The 18,487-nt window shown below is 62.0% G+C and carries 12 protein-coding genes and 2 tRNA genes; 7 read left to right on the top strand and 7 right to left on the bottom strand.

Features of this window, described 5'->3' with window-relative positions; translation table 11 throughout:
* The first annotated feature begins 89 nt into the window (after positions 1 to 89).
* From IEV88_RS03440 to ccmI, 6 genes are all read left to right on the top strand, one after another.
* Complete coding sequence (locus IEV88_RS03440) at positions 90 to 1,622, top strand: TolC family protein (RefSeq protein WP_188159880.1); 1,533 nt, start codon at positions 90 to 92, stop codon at positions 1,620 to 1,622.
* Positions 1,619 to 2,908: an efflux RND transporter periplasmic adaptor subunit gene (locus IEV88_RS03435; RefSeq protein ID WP_188159879.1), complete on the top strand. Its 1,290-nt coding sequence runs from the start codon at positions 1,619 to 1,621 to the stop codon at positions 2,906 to 2,908. The genes IEV88_RS03440 and IEV88_RS03435 overlap by 4 nt, the downstream gene beginning before the upstream one ends.
* Positions 2,905 to 6,102 carry an efflux RND transporter permease subunit gene (locus IEV88_RS03430; protein ID WP_188159878.1) on the top strand — a complete coding sequence of 1,066 codons (3,198 nt, stop codon included), beginning with the start codon at positions 2,905 to 2,907 and terminating at the stop codon, positions 6,100 to 6,102. The genes IEV88_RS03435 and IEV88_RS03430 overlap by 4 nt, the downstream gene beginning before the upstream one ends.
* Before the next feature lie 255 nt (positions 6,103 to 6,357).
* A tRNA-Asn gene (locus IEV88_RS03425) sits at positions 6,358 to 6,433 on the top strand.
* 230 nt (positions 6,434 to 6,663) lie between these two features.
* Positions 6,664 to 7,863, top strand: a complete 1,200-nt coding sequence (locus IEV88_RS03420) for an acyl-CoA dehydrogenase (protein ID WP_188159877.1) — start codon at positions 6,664 to 6,666, stop codon at positions 7,861 to 7,863.
* Between the two features lie 6 nt (positions 7,864 to 7,869).
* A complete protein-coding gene (ccmI, locus tag IEV88_RS03415; RefSeq protein WP_188159876.1) occupies positions 7,870 to 8,673 on the top strand; it encodes a c-type cytochrome biogenesis protein CcmI in 804 nt (267 codons plus the stop codon).
* Between the two features lie 15 nt (positions 8,674 to 8,688).
* Here the strand turns inward: ccmI and IEV88_RS03410 are convergent, their stop codons facing one another.
* The 7 genes from IEV88_RS03410 to IEV88_RS03380 all read right to left on the bottom strand — a co-directional run bounded on the left by IEV88_RS03410 (position 8,689) and on the right by IEV88_RS03380 (position 17,276).
* Positions 8,689 to 9,234 (bottom strand): cytochrome c-type biogenesis protein, encoded by a 546-nt coding sequence (locus IEV88_RS03410; RefSeq protein ID WP_188159875.1) that lies wholly within the window; start codon positions 9,232 to 9,234, stop codon positions 8,689 to 8,691.
* 5 nt (positions 9,235 to 9,239) lie between these two features.
* Positions 9,240 to 11,255: a heme lyase CcmF/NrfE family subunit gene (locus IEV88_RS03405; RefSeq protein WP_188159874.1), complete on the bottom strand. Its 2,016-nt coding sequence runs from the start codon at positions 11,253 to 11,255 to the stop codon at positions 9,240 to 9,242.
* Between the two features lie 205 nt (positions 11,256 to 11,460).
* Positions 11,461 to 12,534: an enoyl-CoA hydratase/isomerase family protein gene (locus IEV88_RS03400; RefSeq protein ID WP_188159873.1), complete on the bottom strand. Its 1,074-nt coding sequence runs from the start codon at positions 12,532 to 12,534 to the stop codon at positions 11,461 to 11,463.
* 221 nt (positions 12,535 to 12,755) lie between these two features.
* Positions 12,756 to 12,956, bottom strand: coding sequence for a hypothetical protein (locus IEV88_RS03395; protein ID WP_188159872.1), 201 nt, complete (start codon positions 12,954 to 12,956; stop codon positions 12,756 to 12,758).
* Positions 12,957 to 13,077: 121 nt separating this feature from the next.
* Positions 13,078 to 13,154, bottom strand: a tRNA-His gene (locus IEV88_RS03390).
* 89 nt (positions 13,155 to 13,243) lie between these two features.
* Entirely contained in the window at positions 13,244 to 14,017 is a 774-nt protein-coding gene (locus IEV88_RS03385) for a M48 family metallopeptidase (protein ID WP_188159871.1), read from the bottom strand.
* A gap of 163 nt (positions 14,018 to 14,180) precedes the next feature.
* On the bottom strand, positions 14,181 to 17,276 hold the full coding sequence (locus tag IEV88_RS03380) for an ATP-binding protein (protein WP_188159870.1): 3,096 nt from the start codon (positions 17,274 to 17,276) through the stop codon (positions 14,181 to 14,183).
* 147 nt (positions 17,277 to 17,423) lie between these two features.
* Between IEV88_RS03380 and IEV88_RS03375 the strand changes: the two genes are divergently transcribed.
* Positions 17,424 to 18,440, top strand: a complete 1,017-nt coding sequence (locus IEV88_RS03375) for a patatin-like phospholipase family protein (protein ID WP_188159869.1) — start codon at positions 17,424 to 17,426, stop codon at positions 18,438 to 18,440.
* Positions 18,441 to 18,487 lie beyond the last annotated feature (47 nt).

The following is an 18,487-nucleotide window of genomic DNA, read 5'->3' as shown; positions in this document are numbered from 1 at the left end:
GTTGATCGCATGACAGATATGGCGTCTCGACAAAACATCCTTATATGTAGCCAGCTTGGTTTCGTAGAGGGCGGGATCAGGGGAACAAAATGAAGTTACGCCGTACGGCAGCCTTGTCAGTCTTTGGTTTGCTGGCCGCATGTGCATCTGTATCGAAAGAAGATGCGCTCAATACGATCGAGGCTCCCACACAGTGGGCATCTCTGCAGGAAATGACGGACGTCTCCAGCGCTCGGGCGATACCCCTGAACTGGGTCAATGATCTGTCCGATGATGCGCTCGGAACGCTCATCCTCGAAGCAATGAACAACAATACCGACCTTGGCGCGGCCTCCCGGCGCGTGGAGATCGCGCGGCAACAGGCTGTCGCGACCCGCGCATCGCTTCTGCCCACACTATCCGGCTCGATCGGTACGACCCGCTCCGTCCAGCGCACCATGGGCGATGGCACCTATGCCACCGGCTATAGCTGGGGTACCCAGCTCGACTGGGAGGCAGACATCTGGGGCCGGCTCACGGACTCCACCCGTGCTGCCTATCTCGATGCCGCTACGGCAAGGGCCGACTATGCGGCCGCCCGGCTGTCTATCGCAGGCGCTGTGGCACAGAACTGGTACGGCCTCGTCGCTGCCCGTCTGCAGCGGGAGTTGTCCGAGCGTGATGTCGAAACGGGGGAAGCGAACCTGTCGATCACCGAGCGCCGTTATGAACGCGGCATTTCGTCCAGCCTCGATGTCCGCCTTGCCCGCTCCTCTCTTGCCAATAGCGAGGCGCAACTGCAATCGCGCCTGCAGGCCGAGACGGAAGCCGCCCGCGGACTGGAGGTCTTGCTCGGCCGCTATCCGGCCGCCGAACTCGACAGCGCCGACGCCCTGCCCGCCATTGCTCCCGTCATCAATGAGGACGGCGTCGTGATCGGGCTTGGCACACCACAATCCATGCTCGACCGTCGTCCGGATGTCATCTCTGCGGAGTACAGTCTCGAAGCAGCGGGCCTCAGGGCTTCGCAGGCACGCAAGGCCTTGTTGCCGGCGCTGAGATTGACAGGGTCGGCCTCCAACGGTTCAATGGATTTCGACGATATTTTCGATACGGACAATCTGGTCGGTTCGCTGTCGGCAAGCCTGATCCAGCCACTGTTCCAGGGTGGCCGGCTGCTCGCCAACTCGAAGGCCCAGCAAGCCGCAGCCGAAGCTGCCGTATTCACCTATGCCGGCATTGTGCTGAATGCCTTTGCCGACGTGGAAAACGCCATTACGGCAGAGACCCTGCTGGCAGCGCGCGAAGAGGCCCTTGAACTGGCCTATGAGGAAGCGGTTGCCGCAGAGGACCTCACCGAACGTCAATATCTGAACGGCACTACCAGCATTTTTAACCTTATTAGTGCACAACAACGCCGGATTCAGACCGAGTCCCAGTTCATCGCCGCGAGACAGCAGCGGCTGAACAACCGCATCAGCCTCTATCTGGCACTGGGCGGTACGTTCGATGCGGGACCGGAGAGATTTAGTGGCGACCTGGATGCCGAGGGCGAAGACGCATCCCCGTCGCTTTTCAGAAAATGGTGGCAACAGGCGACGGGTACGTCTGAGGCTGCAACTGCCGCAGGAGCGGATCTATGATACGGAAGATTTTTGTAGTTTTCGGCACACTCATCACGGTCGTGCTGCTTGTTGCCGGCTTCATCGGCCTCATTGCAACCATGGGCGCGATGCGGCCCAAGCCTGAGAAGAAGGAAGCGGACTATGAGCCGCCGACGGTCTTCTACCGCGTGGCGGACAGCCAGCCGATCAACCTGTCGGTGACGGCTCAGGGCGAGGTCATGCCCAAGACAGAGATTGCCCTGACCGCGCAGGTCTCCGGCAAGGTCGTTGCCATCTCGCCGAACTTTGCCAATGGCGGCGTCATCCGCAAGGACGAGATGCTGGTCCAGCTCGAGCAGGAAGACTATCGCCTTGCCGTGACCCAGGCCGAGGCCCGGGTTGCTCAGGCGAGCCAGGCCCTCGAACTTGAAGAAGCCGAAGCCCAGCTCGCCCGGCGTGACTGGGAAGATCTCGGTGGCCTCGAAAGCGGCAACCAGCCCTCTTCCCTGACCCTGCGCCAGCCGCAATTGAACCAGGCAAGGGCTAACTATGCCAGCGCCGAGGCAGAGATGCGCAATGCCCGTCTCGCACTCGAGCGCACGACGATCCGGGCGCCGTTTGACGGCCGGGTCCGGTCCAAGAATGCCGATGTCGGGCAGTTCATCTCCCCGGGCTTCGTCGTCGGCCAGCTCTTCGCGACCGATGTCGCCGAGATCCGCCTGCCCATGTCGGACAATGATCTTGCCCGTCTCGATCTGCCGCTGGCTTTCGAGGCCGAGAGCTATGAAGAAGGCCCGCTGGTCTATCTCAATGCGACGGTTGCCGGCCAGATGCGCGTATGGCAGGGCCATCTGGTCCGTACCGATGCCGCCATCGACCCCGGCACACGGCAGATTTCAGCCATCGCCGAGGTCCGCGACCCCTATGGCCGTGGAGCCGACAATGGCTTCCCGCTCGCCATGGGCCTGTTCGTCGATGCCCGGATCGAGGGCCGCGAGCTGGAAAATGCGTTCGTCGTGCCGCGCATCGCCATGCAGGAGGAAGGCATCGTCTATGTCGTCCTCGATGATGAAACGATCGAGCAGCGCGAGGTGATCATCTCGGCCTCCGTACAGGATGGCCTCGTCATCACCGGCGGCCTGAACGATGGCGACAAGGTCGTCGTCTCCCGTGCACCGGGCCTTGAAGACGGTACCGAAGTCATTGCGATCTCTCCGGAAGAACGTGATGCGTCGACAAGATCGCGCCGTAGCGACGCCGAGGCAGACGATACGACGGCAGCCGGAACGACCGGTGCCGATGCCAGCCAGGGAGCTCAGTTATGACACCCAAGGGCGGCTTTATTTCTTGGTGGGCACGCAACAGCGTTGCCGCCAACCTGCTGATGATCGCCATCCTCATCGTTGGCGGTATCCAGTATTTCAACATGGAGCGCGAGGTGTTTCCGAGCGTCGAACCGAGCCAGGTTTCCGTCTCCGTCAGCTGGCCCGGCGCTGACCCGCAACAGGTCGAGGAACAGATCGTCCTGCGGATCGAGGAAGCGGTCTCGGACATGGACAATGTCTACGAGATCTATTCCACGGCCTATGACGGTTTTGCCAGCGTCACGGTCGATGCGACCGATGCTGCCGACATGACGGAATTCACCAATGAGGTGAAGAACCGGGTCGACGGCATTTCGACATTCCCGCAGGACGCCTTCCCGCCGATCGTCCGCGAGACACGGTTCAACTCGCAGACAGTCTTCCTGTCGCTGACGGCGCCGGATGACATGGAGCGGCGGGACTTCTTCCGTTATGCCCGTGAGATGCGCGACGAACTCGCGGCCCTGCCCGACGGCTCGCCGCTGGTCGAGGTCTGGGGCGTTCTGCCCGAAGAGGTCTCGATCGAGGTTTCCGAGGAATCCCTGCGCCGATATGGCCTGACCCTCAGCGACGTCGCCAATGCCGTCCGCCAGAGCTCGCTGAACCTCTCTTCCGGTTCGGTGCGCACGGACACGGGCACGGTGCAGCTTGCCGTGCGCAACCTCGCCAACACCGAGGAGGAATTCGAGCGGATCGTCATCCGCCAGTCCCGCGACGGATCGAACATCACCGTTGGTGATGTCGCGACGGTTGTCGACGGCTTTGTCGATGCCAATGAGAAAGGCCTGACCGACGGGAAGGAATCGGTCCTGTTCAATATCCAGTCGCCCGAGATTTCGAACGTCGTCACCCTGTCCAAGGCGATCGAGCAGTATGTCGAGGAAAAACAGGACGACCTTGCCGACGGCATGACACTCGAAGTCTGGTTCGACTTCTCCGATCTCTACAAGGACCGGATGGAGCTCGTCTCCTCGAACGCCCTTATCGGTTTCGCCCTGGTCCTGATCGTGCTGTTCCTGTTCCTGCGCCCGGCCGTTTCGTTCTGGGTGACGATCGGGATCATGATCTCCTTCATCGGCGCCTTCATCTTCCTGCCGATGGTCGGGGTGTCCCTGAACATGCTGTCCCTGTTCGGGCTGTTGCTCGTCATCGGGATTGTCGTTGACGATGCGCTTGTCGTCGGTGAGTCGATCCACAGACAGGTGGAGCGGGGCCGCAAGGGCCTGACAGCCGCCGTGATGGGCACGCAACTTGTCGCCAAGCCGGTCTTCTACGCCGTCTTGACGACCATGATCGCGTTCTTCCCGTTCATCTTCGTGTCGGGCGAGGCGTCGCAGTTCCTGAAGCACATCACCTTCACGATCATCTTTGCCCTGACCTTCTCGCTGATCGAATCCTTCATGATCCTGCCGGCGCACCTTGCGCATATGAAACCCCAGAACAAGAACAGCGCCTTCTACAAGGTTCAGAGCTTCTTCTCCGAGGGTATCATATCCTTTGCCGACAAGATCTATCGCCCGATCATCGAACTGGCGATCAAGCTGCGTTATGTCACGGCGACCCTCTTTATCGGGGCCTTTGCCGTGGCGGTTGCCCTGCTCAGCCAGGGCTGGATCGGCTTCAACTTCATGCCCAATGTCGAAGGCCGCTTCGTCAGCGTGGTCATCACCATGCAGGAAGGCACGCCGTTCAGCCGCAATTTGCAGGTCTTTGACCGGCTGGAAGATGCTGTCTTCGATCTCCGCGAGGAGATGGACGGCATCCATGGCGATGGCACGATCGGCTCGACCTATGTCCAGGCAAGCGACACCAATGTCGTCGCCTACATGACGATCTCCGAGGCAGAGTCCCGCGATATCAGCGCAGAAGGTATTTCCGAGAAGTTCAGGGAATATATCGGAGAGATTCCGGATGCGGAAGACATCACCATCTCCTACACCATCAACCAGAGCGGCCCGGAGTTCAATTTCGGTATTGAATCGGAGTCGCTCGACGATTTGCGTCTCGGTGCCGAAGACATCAAGGCCTATCTGCGCAGCTATCCGGGCGTCTACGACGTGCGCGACAGCCTGCAATCGGTCACCGACGAGATCCGCGTCAGCCTCAAGCCGGGCGCTGAGCGTTTCGGCCTGACACTGGCACAGGTCTCGCAGCAGGTGCGCCAGGCCTATTATGGCGAGGAAGTCCAGCGCCTGCCGCGCGAGGGCGACGATGTCCGCGTCATGGTGCGCTATCCCAAGGAGACACGGGAAAATCTCGACTCGATCGAGAATGTCCGCATCCGGACAGCCGATGGCCGGGAAATCCCCCTGTCGGCCGTCGCCGAGATCTCCTACGCGCCCAGCTACAAGCGGATAGACCGCTTCGGACGCAAGCGCTCTGCGGTCGTCACTGCCGAGTTCCAGGAAGGCGTTGACGCCGCTGCGCTGATGAAGGACTTCAACGAGAACTTCATTCCGGAATGGAAGGAAGCCCATCCCGGTGCCTCGGTCCGCGAACGCGGCGCCGGCAAGGAAGAGCAGGAATTCCTGATGGAACTGGCGGTTCTCTACGGCATCGCGCTGTTTGCGATGTACATGCTGATCGCCATTGCCTTCTCGTCCTATGCCCAGCCGATCCTCGTCATGACGGCGATCCCGTTCGGCTTCATGGGCGCGGTTTTCGGCCACTTCCTGCTGGGCGAGAACTTCGCCATGTTCTCCTTCTTCGGGATCGGGGCGGCAGCGGGCGTTGTGGTCAACGACAACCTCGTGCTGATCGACTACGTCAACCGGTTGCGGCGCGAAGGCGTCGGGGCCTATGCGGCGCTGGTCGAGGCCGGCGTGACCCGCTTCCGGCCGGTCATCCTGACCTCGCTGACGACCTTCATCGGTCTGGTGCCAATTCTCATGGAAGACTCGTTCGATGCGCAATTCCTGCGGCCCTGTATCATCGCCCTGTCTTTCGGCGTCCTGTTCGCCCTGTTCGTGACGCTGCTGTTCGTGCCGGCGCTCTACACGATCGGTGTCGACATTAAGCGCTTCTACAAGGGGCTCTGGACCGGTGAAAAACAGCCGGCCTTCGGTCATAACCAGGATCAGGAAATCCCAGACATCGACGCCCTGGATGACGACTATGACGGCGAGCTTGGGGTGCGCCCAAGCCCGGCCGAATGATTTTTTTAACGGAGGTTAAGTTTAGGTGTTTAGTTAACTCTCCATTAACTTTTTAGGGGCATGATGACGCTATCTTCTCCCAAGAAGATACCCCACCATACCCCACGACAGTGAGTAACGGCCCCGCCTCCCCAAGCGGGGCCGTCCTCGTTTGCGCAGGCTCACACGCGGAGAGGACGCTGAAAAAAGTGCGCCACAGTCGATTTTTCCGGTAGATTAGCCGCGAACGCTTTGCTATATCCGCGCTTCAAATGTTCCCCAGTAGCTCAGTTGGTAGAGCAAATGACTGTTAATCATTGGGTCGCTGGTTCGAGTCCGGCCTGGGGAGCCATTTCTTTTTCCGCCAGATGATAAAATGCTGACCGCCGCGCCGGCTCCCGGCGGCAATTCCGCCGTGCGTGCGGTCAGAAATTCTCCTCACTGAGAAACAATTTGATCGACCCGCGCTGATTCGTCTGACCGCGAGGCTGGAGCCATGCGGCGGAAAAGCCTATAGGCTTGCACCAGAACAGGAAAACCCGACATCCAGACATCAGGACCGGGTATGACAAGGAGGTTGCCATGGCCGAGACGAGCCCCAGGACCGGTGAGACGCTGACATTCGACTGGACCGATCCGCTGTTCCTCAACGAACAGCTGACCGAGGAAGAGCGGATGATCCGCGATGCCGCCCGCGGCTATTGCGAATCGAAGCTGATGCCGCGCGTCATCAAGGCGAATCGCGAGGAGAGCTTCGACCGCGCGATCATGACCGAACTCGGCGAACAGGGCCTGCTCGGCGCCACCGTTGCCGAGGAATATGGCGGCGCCGGTGCCTCCCATGTCGCCTATGGCCTGATCGCCCGCGAGGTCGAGCGCGTCGATTCCGGCTATCGCTCGGCGATGTCGGTCCAGTCCTCGCTCGTCATGTATCCGATCGAGGCCTTCGGTGACGAAGCCCAGAAGAAGAAATACCTGCCCCGGCTCGCGACCGGCGACATGGTCGGCTGTTTCGGCCTGACCGAAACCGATGGCGGGTCCGATCCCGGTGCCATGCGCACAATCGCCAAGCCGGTCGATGGCGGCTATCGCCTCAATGGCTCGAAAATGTGGATCACCAATTCTCCCATCGCCGATATCGCCGTCGTCTGGGGCAAGCTGGACGGCGTTATCCGCGGCTTCATCGTCGAGCGTGGCATGGACGGCTTTGCAACGCCGAAGATCACCGGCAAGCTGTCGCTGCGCGCGTCGGTCACCGGCGAGATCGTGCTGGATGACGTCTTCGTGCCGGAAGAAAACCTGCTGCCCGATGTGAAGGGCCTGAAGGGTCCCTTCTCCTGCCTCAACAAGGCGCGCTACGGCATCGCCTGGGGCTCGATGGGTGCGGCGGAATTCTGCTGGCAGGCTGCGCGCGATTACGCCATGGAGCGGATCGTGTTCGGCAAGCCGATTGCCGGTACCCAGCTGGTGCAGAAGAAACTCGCCGACATGCAGACGGAGATCGCCCTTGGCCTGCAGGGGGCACTCGCTGTCGGCCGGGCGCTCGACCAGGGCGCTTACAGTCCGGAATCGATATCGCTGATGAAGCGGAACAATTGCGGCAAGGCGCTGGAAATTGCCCGCATTGCCCGTGACATCCATGGCGGCAACGGCATTTCGGAGGAATATCACGTGCTGCGCCACGCGATGAATCTGGAGACCGTGAACACCTATGAAGGCACGCACGACATCCATGCGCTGATCCTTGGCCGGGCAATGACCGGCATCCAGGCATTCCAGTAGGCGCTCATGCTCTTTGTCCTGATCGCCATCACCCTGACGCTCGCCACTGTCGGCGTCCTTGCCCTCGCCCTGTGGCGGCGGCAGGGCAAGCCGACCGCGCCTGCCCATGAGATTGCCATCTACAAGGACCAGCTGGCGGAAATCGAGCGGGACCGCGCCCGCGGCGTGATCACCGCCGGGGAAGAGAGCGCCGCGCGCCTCGAGGTCGAGCGCCGGCTGATCGCGGCGGGACGGCAAAGCCGGTCACGGCCTGGCGGGACGAGCCGGCCGGTCGCCCTTGTCAGCGTTGTTATGATCGGCCTGATGCCCTTGGCCGCCGGCCTCCTCTATCTGCAATATGGCGAGCCAGGCCTGACCGAGACGCGGGACAGCATGGCCGATGCCCGTGAGATCCTTGCGACCATTACAGCCGAACCGGGCAAGACACGGCCGGTCATCCGCAGGCTGACGCAAGAGCTGCAGACCGATTTGAACAACCCGGCGAAATGGCTCGTCCTGGGGCGTAGCCTCTATGCCAGCGGGCGCAAGGAGGATGCGATCCCGGCCTATGAGACCGCGGTGCAGCTGACCCGGGGCGAGAACGCGGCCATCTTCGCCGAATATACGCAAGTGCTGCTGGAATCGCTCGACGAGCGGCTCGCGCGAGACCCCGAAGACGTGGCGGCGCTGAGGCAGTTGGCAGATATCCGGATGACGCTGGGAGAGATCGACGCGGCGCAGACGGCCTATGAACGCGTCCTGCAGCTCGACCCGGCCGATCAACAGGCGCGCACGGCTCTGGGCATCGACGCCTTCAGCGCCCGGAACTGACCGCTTTCACCGCCTTCAATCGCCGGATTTATCCTTGCCGGTCAGCCGTCCCTCGGTGACCTCCGGATCGACGCGCACGGATCGTGCCTGGTCGGGAGAGACCGGGCGCTCGTTCAGCACACGATAGAGATCACTCAATTCTTCCTGGCTCAGCGGTTGCGGCGCGGCCGGCTGCGCAGCCCCCTGACGGGTGTAAACGACAACCAGCCCTGCCCCGATCACCAGCAGCAGGAACGGTGTCAGCCACAGGATGATCCCCTCGCCCTCGAAACGCGGGCGCAGCAGGACGAATTCGCCATATCGCTCGACGACATAGTCCATCACTTCGTCATTGGTGTCGCCCGCCTCGATCCGTTCGCGGACGAGCAGGCGGAGATCGCGCGCGAGCGGCGCGTCTGATTCATCGATCGACTGGTTCTGGCAGACGACACACCGAAGCTGTTGCGAGAGGATCCGGGCGCGCTCTTCCTGCGATGGATCGTCCAGCGCTTCGCCGGGTTCCGCGGCCTTCAGTGGCAGGAGGGCAAAAGCAACCAGCATGATGAATGCAAGCCGGATCATCGCCGTTACTCCGCCGGTGCGGGCTTGGGGGCTGGCGCCACGCCGGGCCGCTCGGACGACCGCCTCGAGGGCCGCGGCGCGCCCACTCTGAGCCGCCTGTCCGACAGGGAGACAAGGCCGCCGAGCACCATCAGGATGGCACCGGACCAGAGATACATGACCAGGGGGTGGTGATAGGCCCTCACGATCCGCGCCCGCCCGTCCTCGCCGCGCGGCTCTCCGATCGCGACATAGACGTCGTCGAACCAGCGCGGATGGATCGCGGCCTCGGTCGTCATCTGCCGGGCGACCGGATACCAGCGCCGTTCGGGTGAGAGCTCTGCGACCTCGACGCCATTTTGCAGCAAGGTGACCGAGGCGATCTCCGTGCGATAATTGGCGACATTGCGTTCGGAGACGCCATTGAACCGCACGGCATAGCCGCCGACCTCGACCTCGTCGCCGGGCGCCATGACCTGCATTGTCTCATTCACCCAGAGGGATGTGCCGACCATGCCGAGGATGGCGACGCCGAGACCGAGATGGGCGAGCGAGCCGCCCCAATAGGCACGGCTAAAGCCCCGCAGGCGACGCAGCGTTTCCGCCGCACCGGTCTGAAACATCTTGGAGCGAAAGGCAATGTCCGTCAGCGTGCCGAAAATGATCAACATGCTGATGATGAGCGCGACCGCGGCCAGGACATTCCTGAAACCGGATGCAATCAGGCTGGCAACCGCAACGAGACCTGCGAGACCGATCGCCCATCTCAGGCCGAGCGCGGCCGATTTTAGATTGCCCCGTTTCCACGGCAACAGAACGCCAAAGCCCATAAACACGGAGAGCAGCAGCATCAGCGGGATCGAGATCAGGTTGAAATATGGCGGGCCGACGGAAACTCGCTCACCGGTGATGACCTCGGCGATCGTTGGCCAGAACGTGCCGATCAGCACGGTGAAGAGCAGCACGGACAGAACGAGATTGTTGAGGATCAGCGCCGATTCCCGGCTGATGACAGAGAAGGTGCCGCCCGGCTTCATCGCCGCGCCGCGCAAGGCAAACAGGATCAGCGCGCCGCCGGTCAGAATGCCGCACAGGCCAAGCAGGAGAACGCCCCTGCCCGGATCGCTGGCAAAGGAGTGGACACTGGTCAGCACGCCGGAGCGCACGATGAAGGTCCCGAGCAGCGAGGTCGAGAACGCCGTGATCGCCATCAGGATCGTCCACAGCTTCAGCGTATCGCGCTTCTCCACCACGATCGCGCAGTGCAACAAGGCGGTGCCGGCGAGCCAGGGCATCAGCGAGGCGTTTTCGACCGGGTCCCAGAACCAGTAGCCGCCCCAGCCGAGCTCGTAATAGGCCCACCACGAGCCCATGGCGATGCCAAGCGTCAGTGCAGCCCAGGCAAGCAACGTCCAGGGACGAACCCACCGCGCCCACGCCGGATCGACCCTGCCTTCCAGTAACGCGGCTATGGCAAAGGAAAAGGCGACGGAGAAGCCGACATAGCCGAGATAGAGGAAAGGCGGGTGAAAGGCGAGACCGGGGTCCTGCAGCAGCGGGTTGAGGTCGGTGCCGTTCAGCGGCACCGGGAAAATCCGCTCGAACGGATTGGAGGTAAACAGCGAAAAGGCGATGAAGCCGACACCGATCAGGGCCTGGATACCGAGAACCCTTGCCTTCAGGCTGGGCGGCAGCGTCGCCCCCAGCACGCCGACCAGCGCCCCGAAAAAGCTCAGCATCAGCAGCCAGAGCACCATCGAGCCTTCATGGTTACCCCAGACGCCGGCGACCTTGTAGAGCATCGGCTTGGCGGTATGGCTGTTCTGATAGACATTCAGCAGGCTGAAATCCGACGTCACATAGGCATGCATCAGCGCCAGGAAGGCGACGAGGATCAGCACGAACTGCACGATCGAGGCAGGGGCAGCGATGGCCATGCCGCGGCCATCCCCGACATGGGCCGCCCACAGCGGGACCACAGTCTGGAGAATGGCGACGAGCAGCGCGAGGATCAGCGCCAGATGTCCGATTTCAGCGATCATGGTCCATCAGCCCGCGATGGCGGGCGCAGCTTCACAGATGCCTCTTATAACGGGCCCGAACGCGCACACGCAACTGCGTCAGAGTGCCTGAATGCAGGGGCCACAAATCAACCTGCCTTCAAATGGAATCATTTGAAGGCAGAAAAGGTGATCGCTTCCAAAATGCTGGAGCAGCTCCTCTGCGTCCATCCGGACGCAGGCTGTTCTAGATATCGAGGGGCTTGTCTTCGAGCGGCTCGAAATAGCGGGCGACATAGTCGTCGCTCACCGCCTCGGGCGTTGCCGGTGACCATTGCGGGTTCTTGTCCTTGTCGACGATCAGCGCGCGGACGCCTTCCTGAAAGTCAGGCCCCTCCATCACCCGGCTGGCAATGCCGAATTCCATGCGCATGACCTCCTTGAAAGACATGTGTCTGCCGCGGCGCAGCTGCTCGAGCGCGATCTTCATCGAGGTCGGCGACATTCTCTCCAGCCGTTCCAGCGTGTGCGTGGCAAAGCCGCCACCGCCGCCCTTCAGGGCCGCGATCAGGTCCTCGAGCGTACCCGGAGCGGTGAAATACTGGTCGATGTCGGGCTTGCTGTCGGTCAGCTGGCTGGGTTTGTTGACCTCATATTGCGAGATCACATCACAGATCGCATCATCGTCGAGATCCTCGGCACCGATGGCCATCAATGCCTTTTCAAGGTCGGCCATGGAGTTTTCCTCGACCAGATGGTCGGCAATGCCGGCATACCGGCAGTCGGCACCGGACAGGCGATGACCGGTCAGGGCCAGATAGGCGCCGAAACCGCCATCGAGACGCGGCAGGAAATGACTGCCGCCGACATCCGGGAACAGGCCGATTCCGGTCTCCGGCATCGCCCATAGCGCCTTTTCGCTCATCACCAGATGCGAGGCGCCGATGGAAATGCCGACGCCGCCGCCCATGCAGATGCCATCGACCAGCGCGATATACGGCTTGTCATAGCCATGGATCAGCGCATTCATCGTGTATTCGACGCGGAAGAATTCCGCCGCGCCGCGCGGATCTTCCTTCGAGCGATCATACAGCGCGCGAATATCGCCGCCGGCGCAGAAGGCCTTTTCATTGTCGGTGCGGACGATGATTGCGGCGACCTCATCATTGTCGGCCCACTGGCGCAGCACATGGTCGACGGCGGCACACATTTCCGTCGTCAGGGAATTGAGCGCGCGCGGCCGGTCAAGGTCAATCACGCCCCAGCCCTTGTCGATGCGGAAGTTGACGTCGGGAATATCCGTTTCGGGAGTGTCGGTCATGGGAAGTGCCGTCCTTTCTGTTCTGTTGTCAGGACGCGGCCAGCAGCCCCCGCTTCAGGGCCGTGAGAAACCGCTTTTCGGTGTCCGACAGGCGCGCCTGCCCGTCTATCGCCCCGGGCATGCGTGTGCCTGCCCGCTTCATCAGGCCGCCGATCGTATCATCCTTGACCGCCTCGACGATCTGCGGATGGACATAGGATTTCCGGCAGATGGCAGGGGTGTTATGCAGACGCTCGGCCGCAGCGGCAAGGGTGTCCTTGACAGCGTTCGCGCACCGCCTTGTCCGTGATCAACGCGCCATCCTGATTGTAATAGGAATAGCCCTTGCCGGAACGCCGGCGGGAATAGCCGGGCGCGCTGTCATCGCTGTAGACGAGGCCGGCCTCGCGCGCGGCCTTTTCGGGGGACATGTCGTAGGGCATAGACAATCACTGATGACCCCGGTCACAGCGCCGGGCGGCGATGCACAGACAGGCATGCAATCATGTTGGTTCCGGCGTGATGGTTCCGGCATGAGCGTTCCGGATGGCAGGAGGGAAGAGATGGTACCAGCTCCTGGGATCGAACCAGGGACCTCTTGATCCACAATCAAGCGCTCTAACCAACTGAGCTAAGCCGGCATCTCAATAAATGAGAGGGCGGAACCTAATCGCGCTCAGCCCTCTTTGCAAGATCAAATCATGCCTGTTTCAGGCTGAAATTTCGGGGATCAATATCCCATCTCGTCGATCATCCCTTCCAGCTGGGCGATGCGGCGATCGTCAGCCGGGTGAGTCGACAGGAATTCGGGTGGCGCGCCGCTGCCGGCCTTGGCCCGTTGCATCTTGCGCCAGAAATCGACGGCCTCGTTCGGATCGTAACCGGCCTTGGCCATCAATTGAAGGCCGAGGCGGTCTGCTTCCAGCTCGTTCTCGCGCGAGAACGGCAGGAGCACGCCAACCTGCGCGCCGAGGCCCAGTGCCTGCTGGATACCGCTGGAGCCCTGTACGCCGCGCCCTTCGAGCACGGCACCGGCAAGGCCTACCCCGAGCTGGGTCGCTGCCGTCTGGCCATAGCGCTCACCGGCATGGTTCTGCAGGACGTGAGCGACCTCGTGGCCGACAATCGTTGCCAGCTGGCCGTCGGTCGAGGCCAGGTCCATGATGCCGGTATAGAGGCCGATCTTGCCGCCCGGCAGGGCGAAGGCGTTCAGATCGTCGCTCTGGAACACGACGACTTCCCACTGCGACGGGTTCTGTCCGGTCGCTGCGAGGATGTTATTCGAGACCCGCTGGGCGCGGTTGTTGTAGCTGCTGCTGCGCGAAATCGTTTCTTTCTGCTTGATTTCTTGCCACGCAGGCTGGGCCGCCTGGGCCATGTCGGCCGAACTGGGCGTAAAGGCTGAACCGACACTGGCGCAGCCGCTCAGGACCGTCGTCGTGCCCAAAAGGCTGGCGACAGCTATGCCGCGCAGGTTGAATCTCGATTTATTGTCAGATGTCATGCTGGTCAGTCTCCTCGCATTGGTAGATTTACCATAGACCTGAAACGTTACAGGGGAAATAGCGTTCGAAATTTGGCAACAGAGACCGCAAGACCGGGAAATAGCCCGAATTGGCGGTCCGTGACGCAGATGTGATGCCAGAATACAGCTGGCAGGCCGGCAATCAGACGGCCAGCGCTTCCTTCACCTTGGCCGCGACGGTTTTCAGGCTGAACGGCTTTTGCAGATAGCCTGCGCCCTCGATCGCCTCCAGCTTGTCGCGCATCGCCGTCTCTGCATAGCCGGACATGAAGATGACCTTCGCCTTGCCGAGCCGCTCCCCGGCCTCCTGGATGAAGGTCGGGCCATCCATCTCCGGCATCATGATGTCAGACAGGACGAGATCGAACGGCTTGTCGTCGGCGTCGAGAATGTCCATTGCCTCCTCGCCGTCGGTCGCTTCGACGATCTCGTAGCCGCACATCTGCAAGGCACGCACGACGATGGTGCGCGCGCCGTCCTCGTCCTCGACGATCAGGATACGTCCCTTTCCGGTGAGGTCGGTGGCCTCGGAAATCTTGCTGCCACCATCCGACTGCACATCCTTCGTGGTCTCCTCCTCATAGGAGGCCGGCAGGAAGATGCGGAAGGTCGCCCCCTCGCCCGGGCGGTTGTGCAGGAAGATGCGCCCGCCCATCTGGCCGATGACGCCATACACGGTCGACAGGCCGAGACCGGTACCCTTGCCTTCGCCCTTGGTGGTAAAGAATGGCTCGAAGATCTTTTCGGCAATGTCCTCGGGAACGCCGGTGCCGGAGTCCGACACCTCGATCAGGACCTGATCGACATCGTCAAGCACGGCATAGCCATAACTGGCAACATCGGGCGCCTTGACCAGTATTGTCTCGATCGTCAGCTCGCCGCCTTTCGGCATGGCATCGCGGGCATTGACCGCGAGGTTCATGACGGCAAGTTCCAGCTGGCCCTTGTCGGCCTTGACCCTGGGTAGGCCGCGGCCATTGACGACGTTGAGCGTCACCCGCTCGGTGATGGACCGGTTGAGGAAGGGCGAGAAGTCGCGCAGCATTTCGGTGACCGACAGCACCTCTGACTGCAGCGTCTGCTTGCGCGAGAAGGCGAGCAGGTTCGAGGTCAGGTTCTTGGCCCTCTGGGCATTCTGCTGGATCAGGACGAGGTCGGGATAGGACGGATCACCCGCCGCGTGCCGGCGCATCAGGAACTCGCACGAGCCCATGATGACCAGCAGCAAATTGTTGAAGTCATGGGCAATCGACCCGGCCAGATGACCGATCGTCTTCAGCTTCTGGTCCTGCGAGTAATCCTCTTCCATGCGTTTCTGGAAAGAAACGTCCACGGAATAAAGTACCGTCTGGCGCTTGCCATAGCTGCCGCGGCGGCGCTTGACCGGGCGGGCATAGAGATTGACGAACTTGGCCGCTGCACCATCGCCGATCTTGACCTCGACAGGACGGGCAAGGGCGGAGTTGGTGTTGCGTGCCTTCAGCGCGGCGGCGAGATCGCGGGCGACCTGCTCGGAGAAACATTCGGAAAACAGCGGGTTATTGCCCTCGATCTCGAACAGGTCGGCGAAGACCCGGTTGATCTCGGCCAGCCGCGCATCCGAACCGATATCGCCCTCGACCACCGCGATACCGAACGGTGCCTCGGTCATGTCGCCCGACGCACTGGCAAGCTCGCGGGAAGCAGCATCGCCAACCTCGACCGGCTGCAGTTCGATGCAGACAAACCCCTCGCCGACACCACCGCGCAGGAATGGCGTCAGGGATATATCGACGGCGCCCCCTGCCCGCTTGCGCATCCGCGCCTCGGTCGGTTTCTCGTTCTCGTCCCACAGTTCCTTGACGATGTCATCGGCCTCGCCGAGGATGAAATCGGACAGCTGCAGCGACCCCTTGATGGCCCCGACCCATTCAGCCATCGCCTCATTGTACCAGACGATCTGACCGGAGCGCTCGAGACCGAAAACCGGCCGCGGATATTTGCGATAGGCCGTGGTCAGCGTGTCAACGACATCCTCCACCTCCTGCTCGCGCAGGCGCCACGCAATGTGTTCCGCCTTGTCGCGCATCGGGCGCAGGGAAATTTCGAACCGGCGCAGGCGGGCAGCCCCGGCCTCGGCGCCCATCATCTGGGTGATGATCTCTTCGGTCGGCTGGCCCGACTTGGCGGCACGGCACAGGCGGAAGACCTTGCGCGATTCCGGACCCGAAGCGTTGAACAGCCGGTCGATGCGCGGCGGCAGGCCGGACGTGCCGCGAATCCCTGCCTGTTCGGCAACCTGCTGATAGGCCTCGTTGGCATAAACGACGACGCCCTCGCGCGTGGTGACGAGGCGCGCATCCTTGTCGGCGTTCAATATATCCTCGGCGAGTCCGAGCGGTTCGAGGATATCCTTCCCGGCGAGCTGAACGGCGCGGGTTTTGTCGTTACCGGCGGCCCGGTGCATCAGGACCCCGGCCAGCATCAGCGGCGAGAAGGATTTCGTCACGGCGCCGCCGATCATCAGCAACAGGATCCCGGCAAGGCCGCCCAGAAGGATGAGCCAGGGCACGCCGGAGGCGACACCGACGGTCAGCGCATAAAGCACGCTCGCCACGACGCAGCCCATTGATCCCCAGACGATGAAGGGGGCAATCTTTTCGAACAGGCGATTGAACAATGACGGCTTTTCGGGTTCGAAATCGATAATGGATGCCGGCACGGCCGGGGCTCTGGGAGCGTCATGCCGGTCGTCCTGCAAGCCTGTTTCGGCTTCATCGTCCTTCGTCGCGACGAGCGCTGCGGCTGCCAAACCCGCTTTTTGCGATTCCCGCTCCGCCTTTTCCAGCTGTGCAATGATACGGCTTTGCTGGTCCTCGACAGGATTGGAGGCCGATATGGCGGCGGGGCCGTCACCGCTCTCGCCGGTCGGCCCATTCGCGCTCTGCACATGGTCCTTGTCTTCGGCTTTCATCGCCAGGCGCAATTCGTCGATGGCGGAAATGCCGAGACCGCCGCGCTGCCCCTTGCCCTCGCCTTGCCCTGCAATCGGTGTTTTCCTGTCCTCGGACCCGCTTGTCGACGCGGTTGTCTCTCCAGGCGCCGCGGTCTCCGCCGAAGCGGGCGCATCGAAGGCATCGTCAAAGCCCTGGGTGAGGTTCTCGTCCTCGAAGCTCACAGCTTTGGGCAGGTCATCGAGCGAGCTTTTCTTGCGCTCTTTCGGTGACGGAGTTGATTTCTTTTTGAAGCCCTGCAGCATATGTATTTCCTATGCCAGTGTGAGACAGACCGCGTGAGTGACGGTATCGTGCAAGTGTTCGCAAGCCGGGACCAGAGTGCCGACCCGGCAAGTTATCCAGAGTCGCCCCTGCGGTGAAATGCCGTTCGAGTAGAAGAATGTTAATGAATGCTTAATAAAACCCTTACGCCTCAGACCACGCCGTCACGAACCGGGCCGAAGGTCGGCCTCGTACTCGGCTCGGGCGCCGCCCGCGGCTGGGCCCATATCGGCGTCCTGCGGGCGTTTGACGACATGGGCCTCAAGCCGGACGTGATCGCCGGGTGCTCCGTCGGGGCACTGGTTGGCGGGGCCCATCTTTTGGGGGTATTGCCGGAATTCGAGAAATGGGCACGCGAACTGGGTCCGCTGGCAGCAATGCGTGATTTTGCCGTGAACCTGTCACATGGCGGGTTCCTCAACCCCGACGCCGCATTCAAGGCCTTCCGCCACGCCGACAAGCCTTTTGCCGACCTGCCCATCCCGTTTGGCGTCAATGCCACCGATCTCGGCACCGGGCGGGAATTGTGGATCACCGAAGGCTCGGTCATCGACGCCGTGCGCGCGTCCAGCGCTATCCCCATGGTGATCCACGCCGCGAAGATGCCCCAGGATCACGGCGATCATTGGCTCGTCGATGGGGCCCTGTCGAACCCGGTGCCGGTCGACCTTGCCCGCTCGCTCGGCGCCGACAAGGTCATCGCCGTCGACCTCACCGCCGTTGCGCTGACGCTGGAACGGTTCGATCCGCCGCCGACCCGCGCGGTCACCCTGGTCGAGCCGGCGCCCCTGATCGAGCAGCAGCACCTGCTGCCGGAACCGCTGCACAATCTGGTCGCCAATACCCGCCATTATGTCGAACGGCAGTTGCAGATGGCGAAGGCGAAAATGCAGGCGACGCCGCATTTCTTCGAGACCGCGATCGCCACGATCGACATCTTCCAGACCCAGCTGGCCGAAGCGAAATCGCAAATCCACAAGCCCGATGTGCGCCTGATGCCGGATATGCGTGCTGCCGGTCCGACATCCTTTGATCGCGCCGATGAATTCATCGAGATCGGCTATCGGGTGACGATGGATGCCCGCGAAGAGATATCCGCGCTGTTTGCAGGTAAGGATATCGATGGCGCAGAACTCGTCCGCTAGCCGGGCAATTCGCCAGACCGGCTTTCCAGCTGACGGACCTCCCCTAA

It is taken from the genome of Aquisalinus flavus (assembly GCF_014640095.1).
Lineage (GTDB): Bacteria > Pseudomonadota > Alphaproteobacteria > Caulobacterales > Parvularculaceae > Aquisalinus > Aquisalinus flavus.
This window is presented reverse-complemented; position numbering and strand designations above follow the sequence as displayed.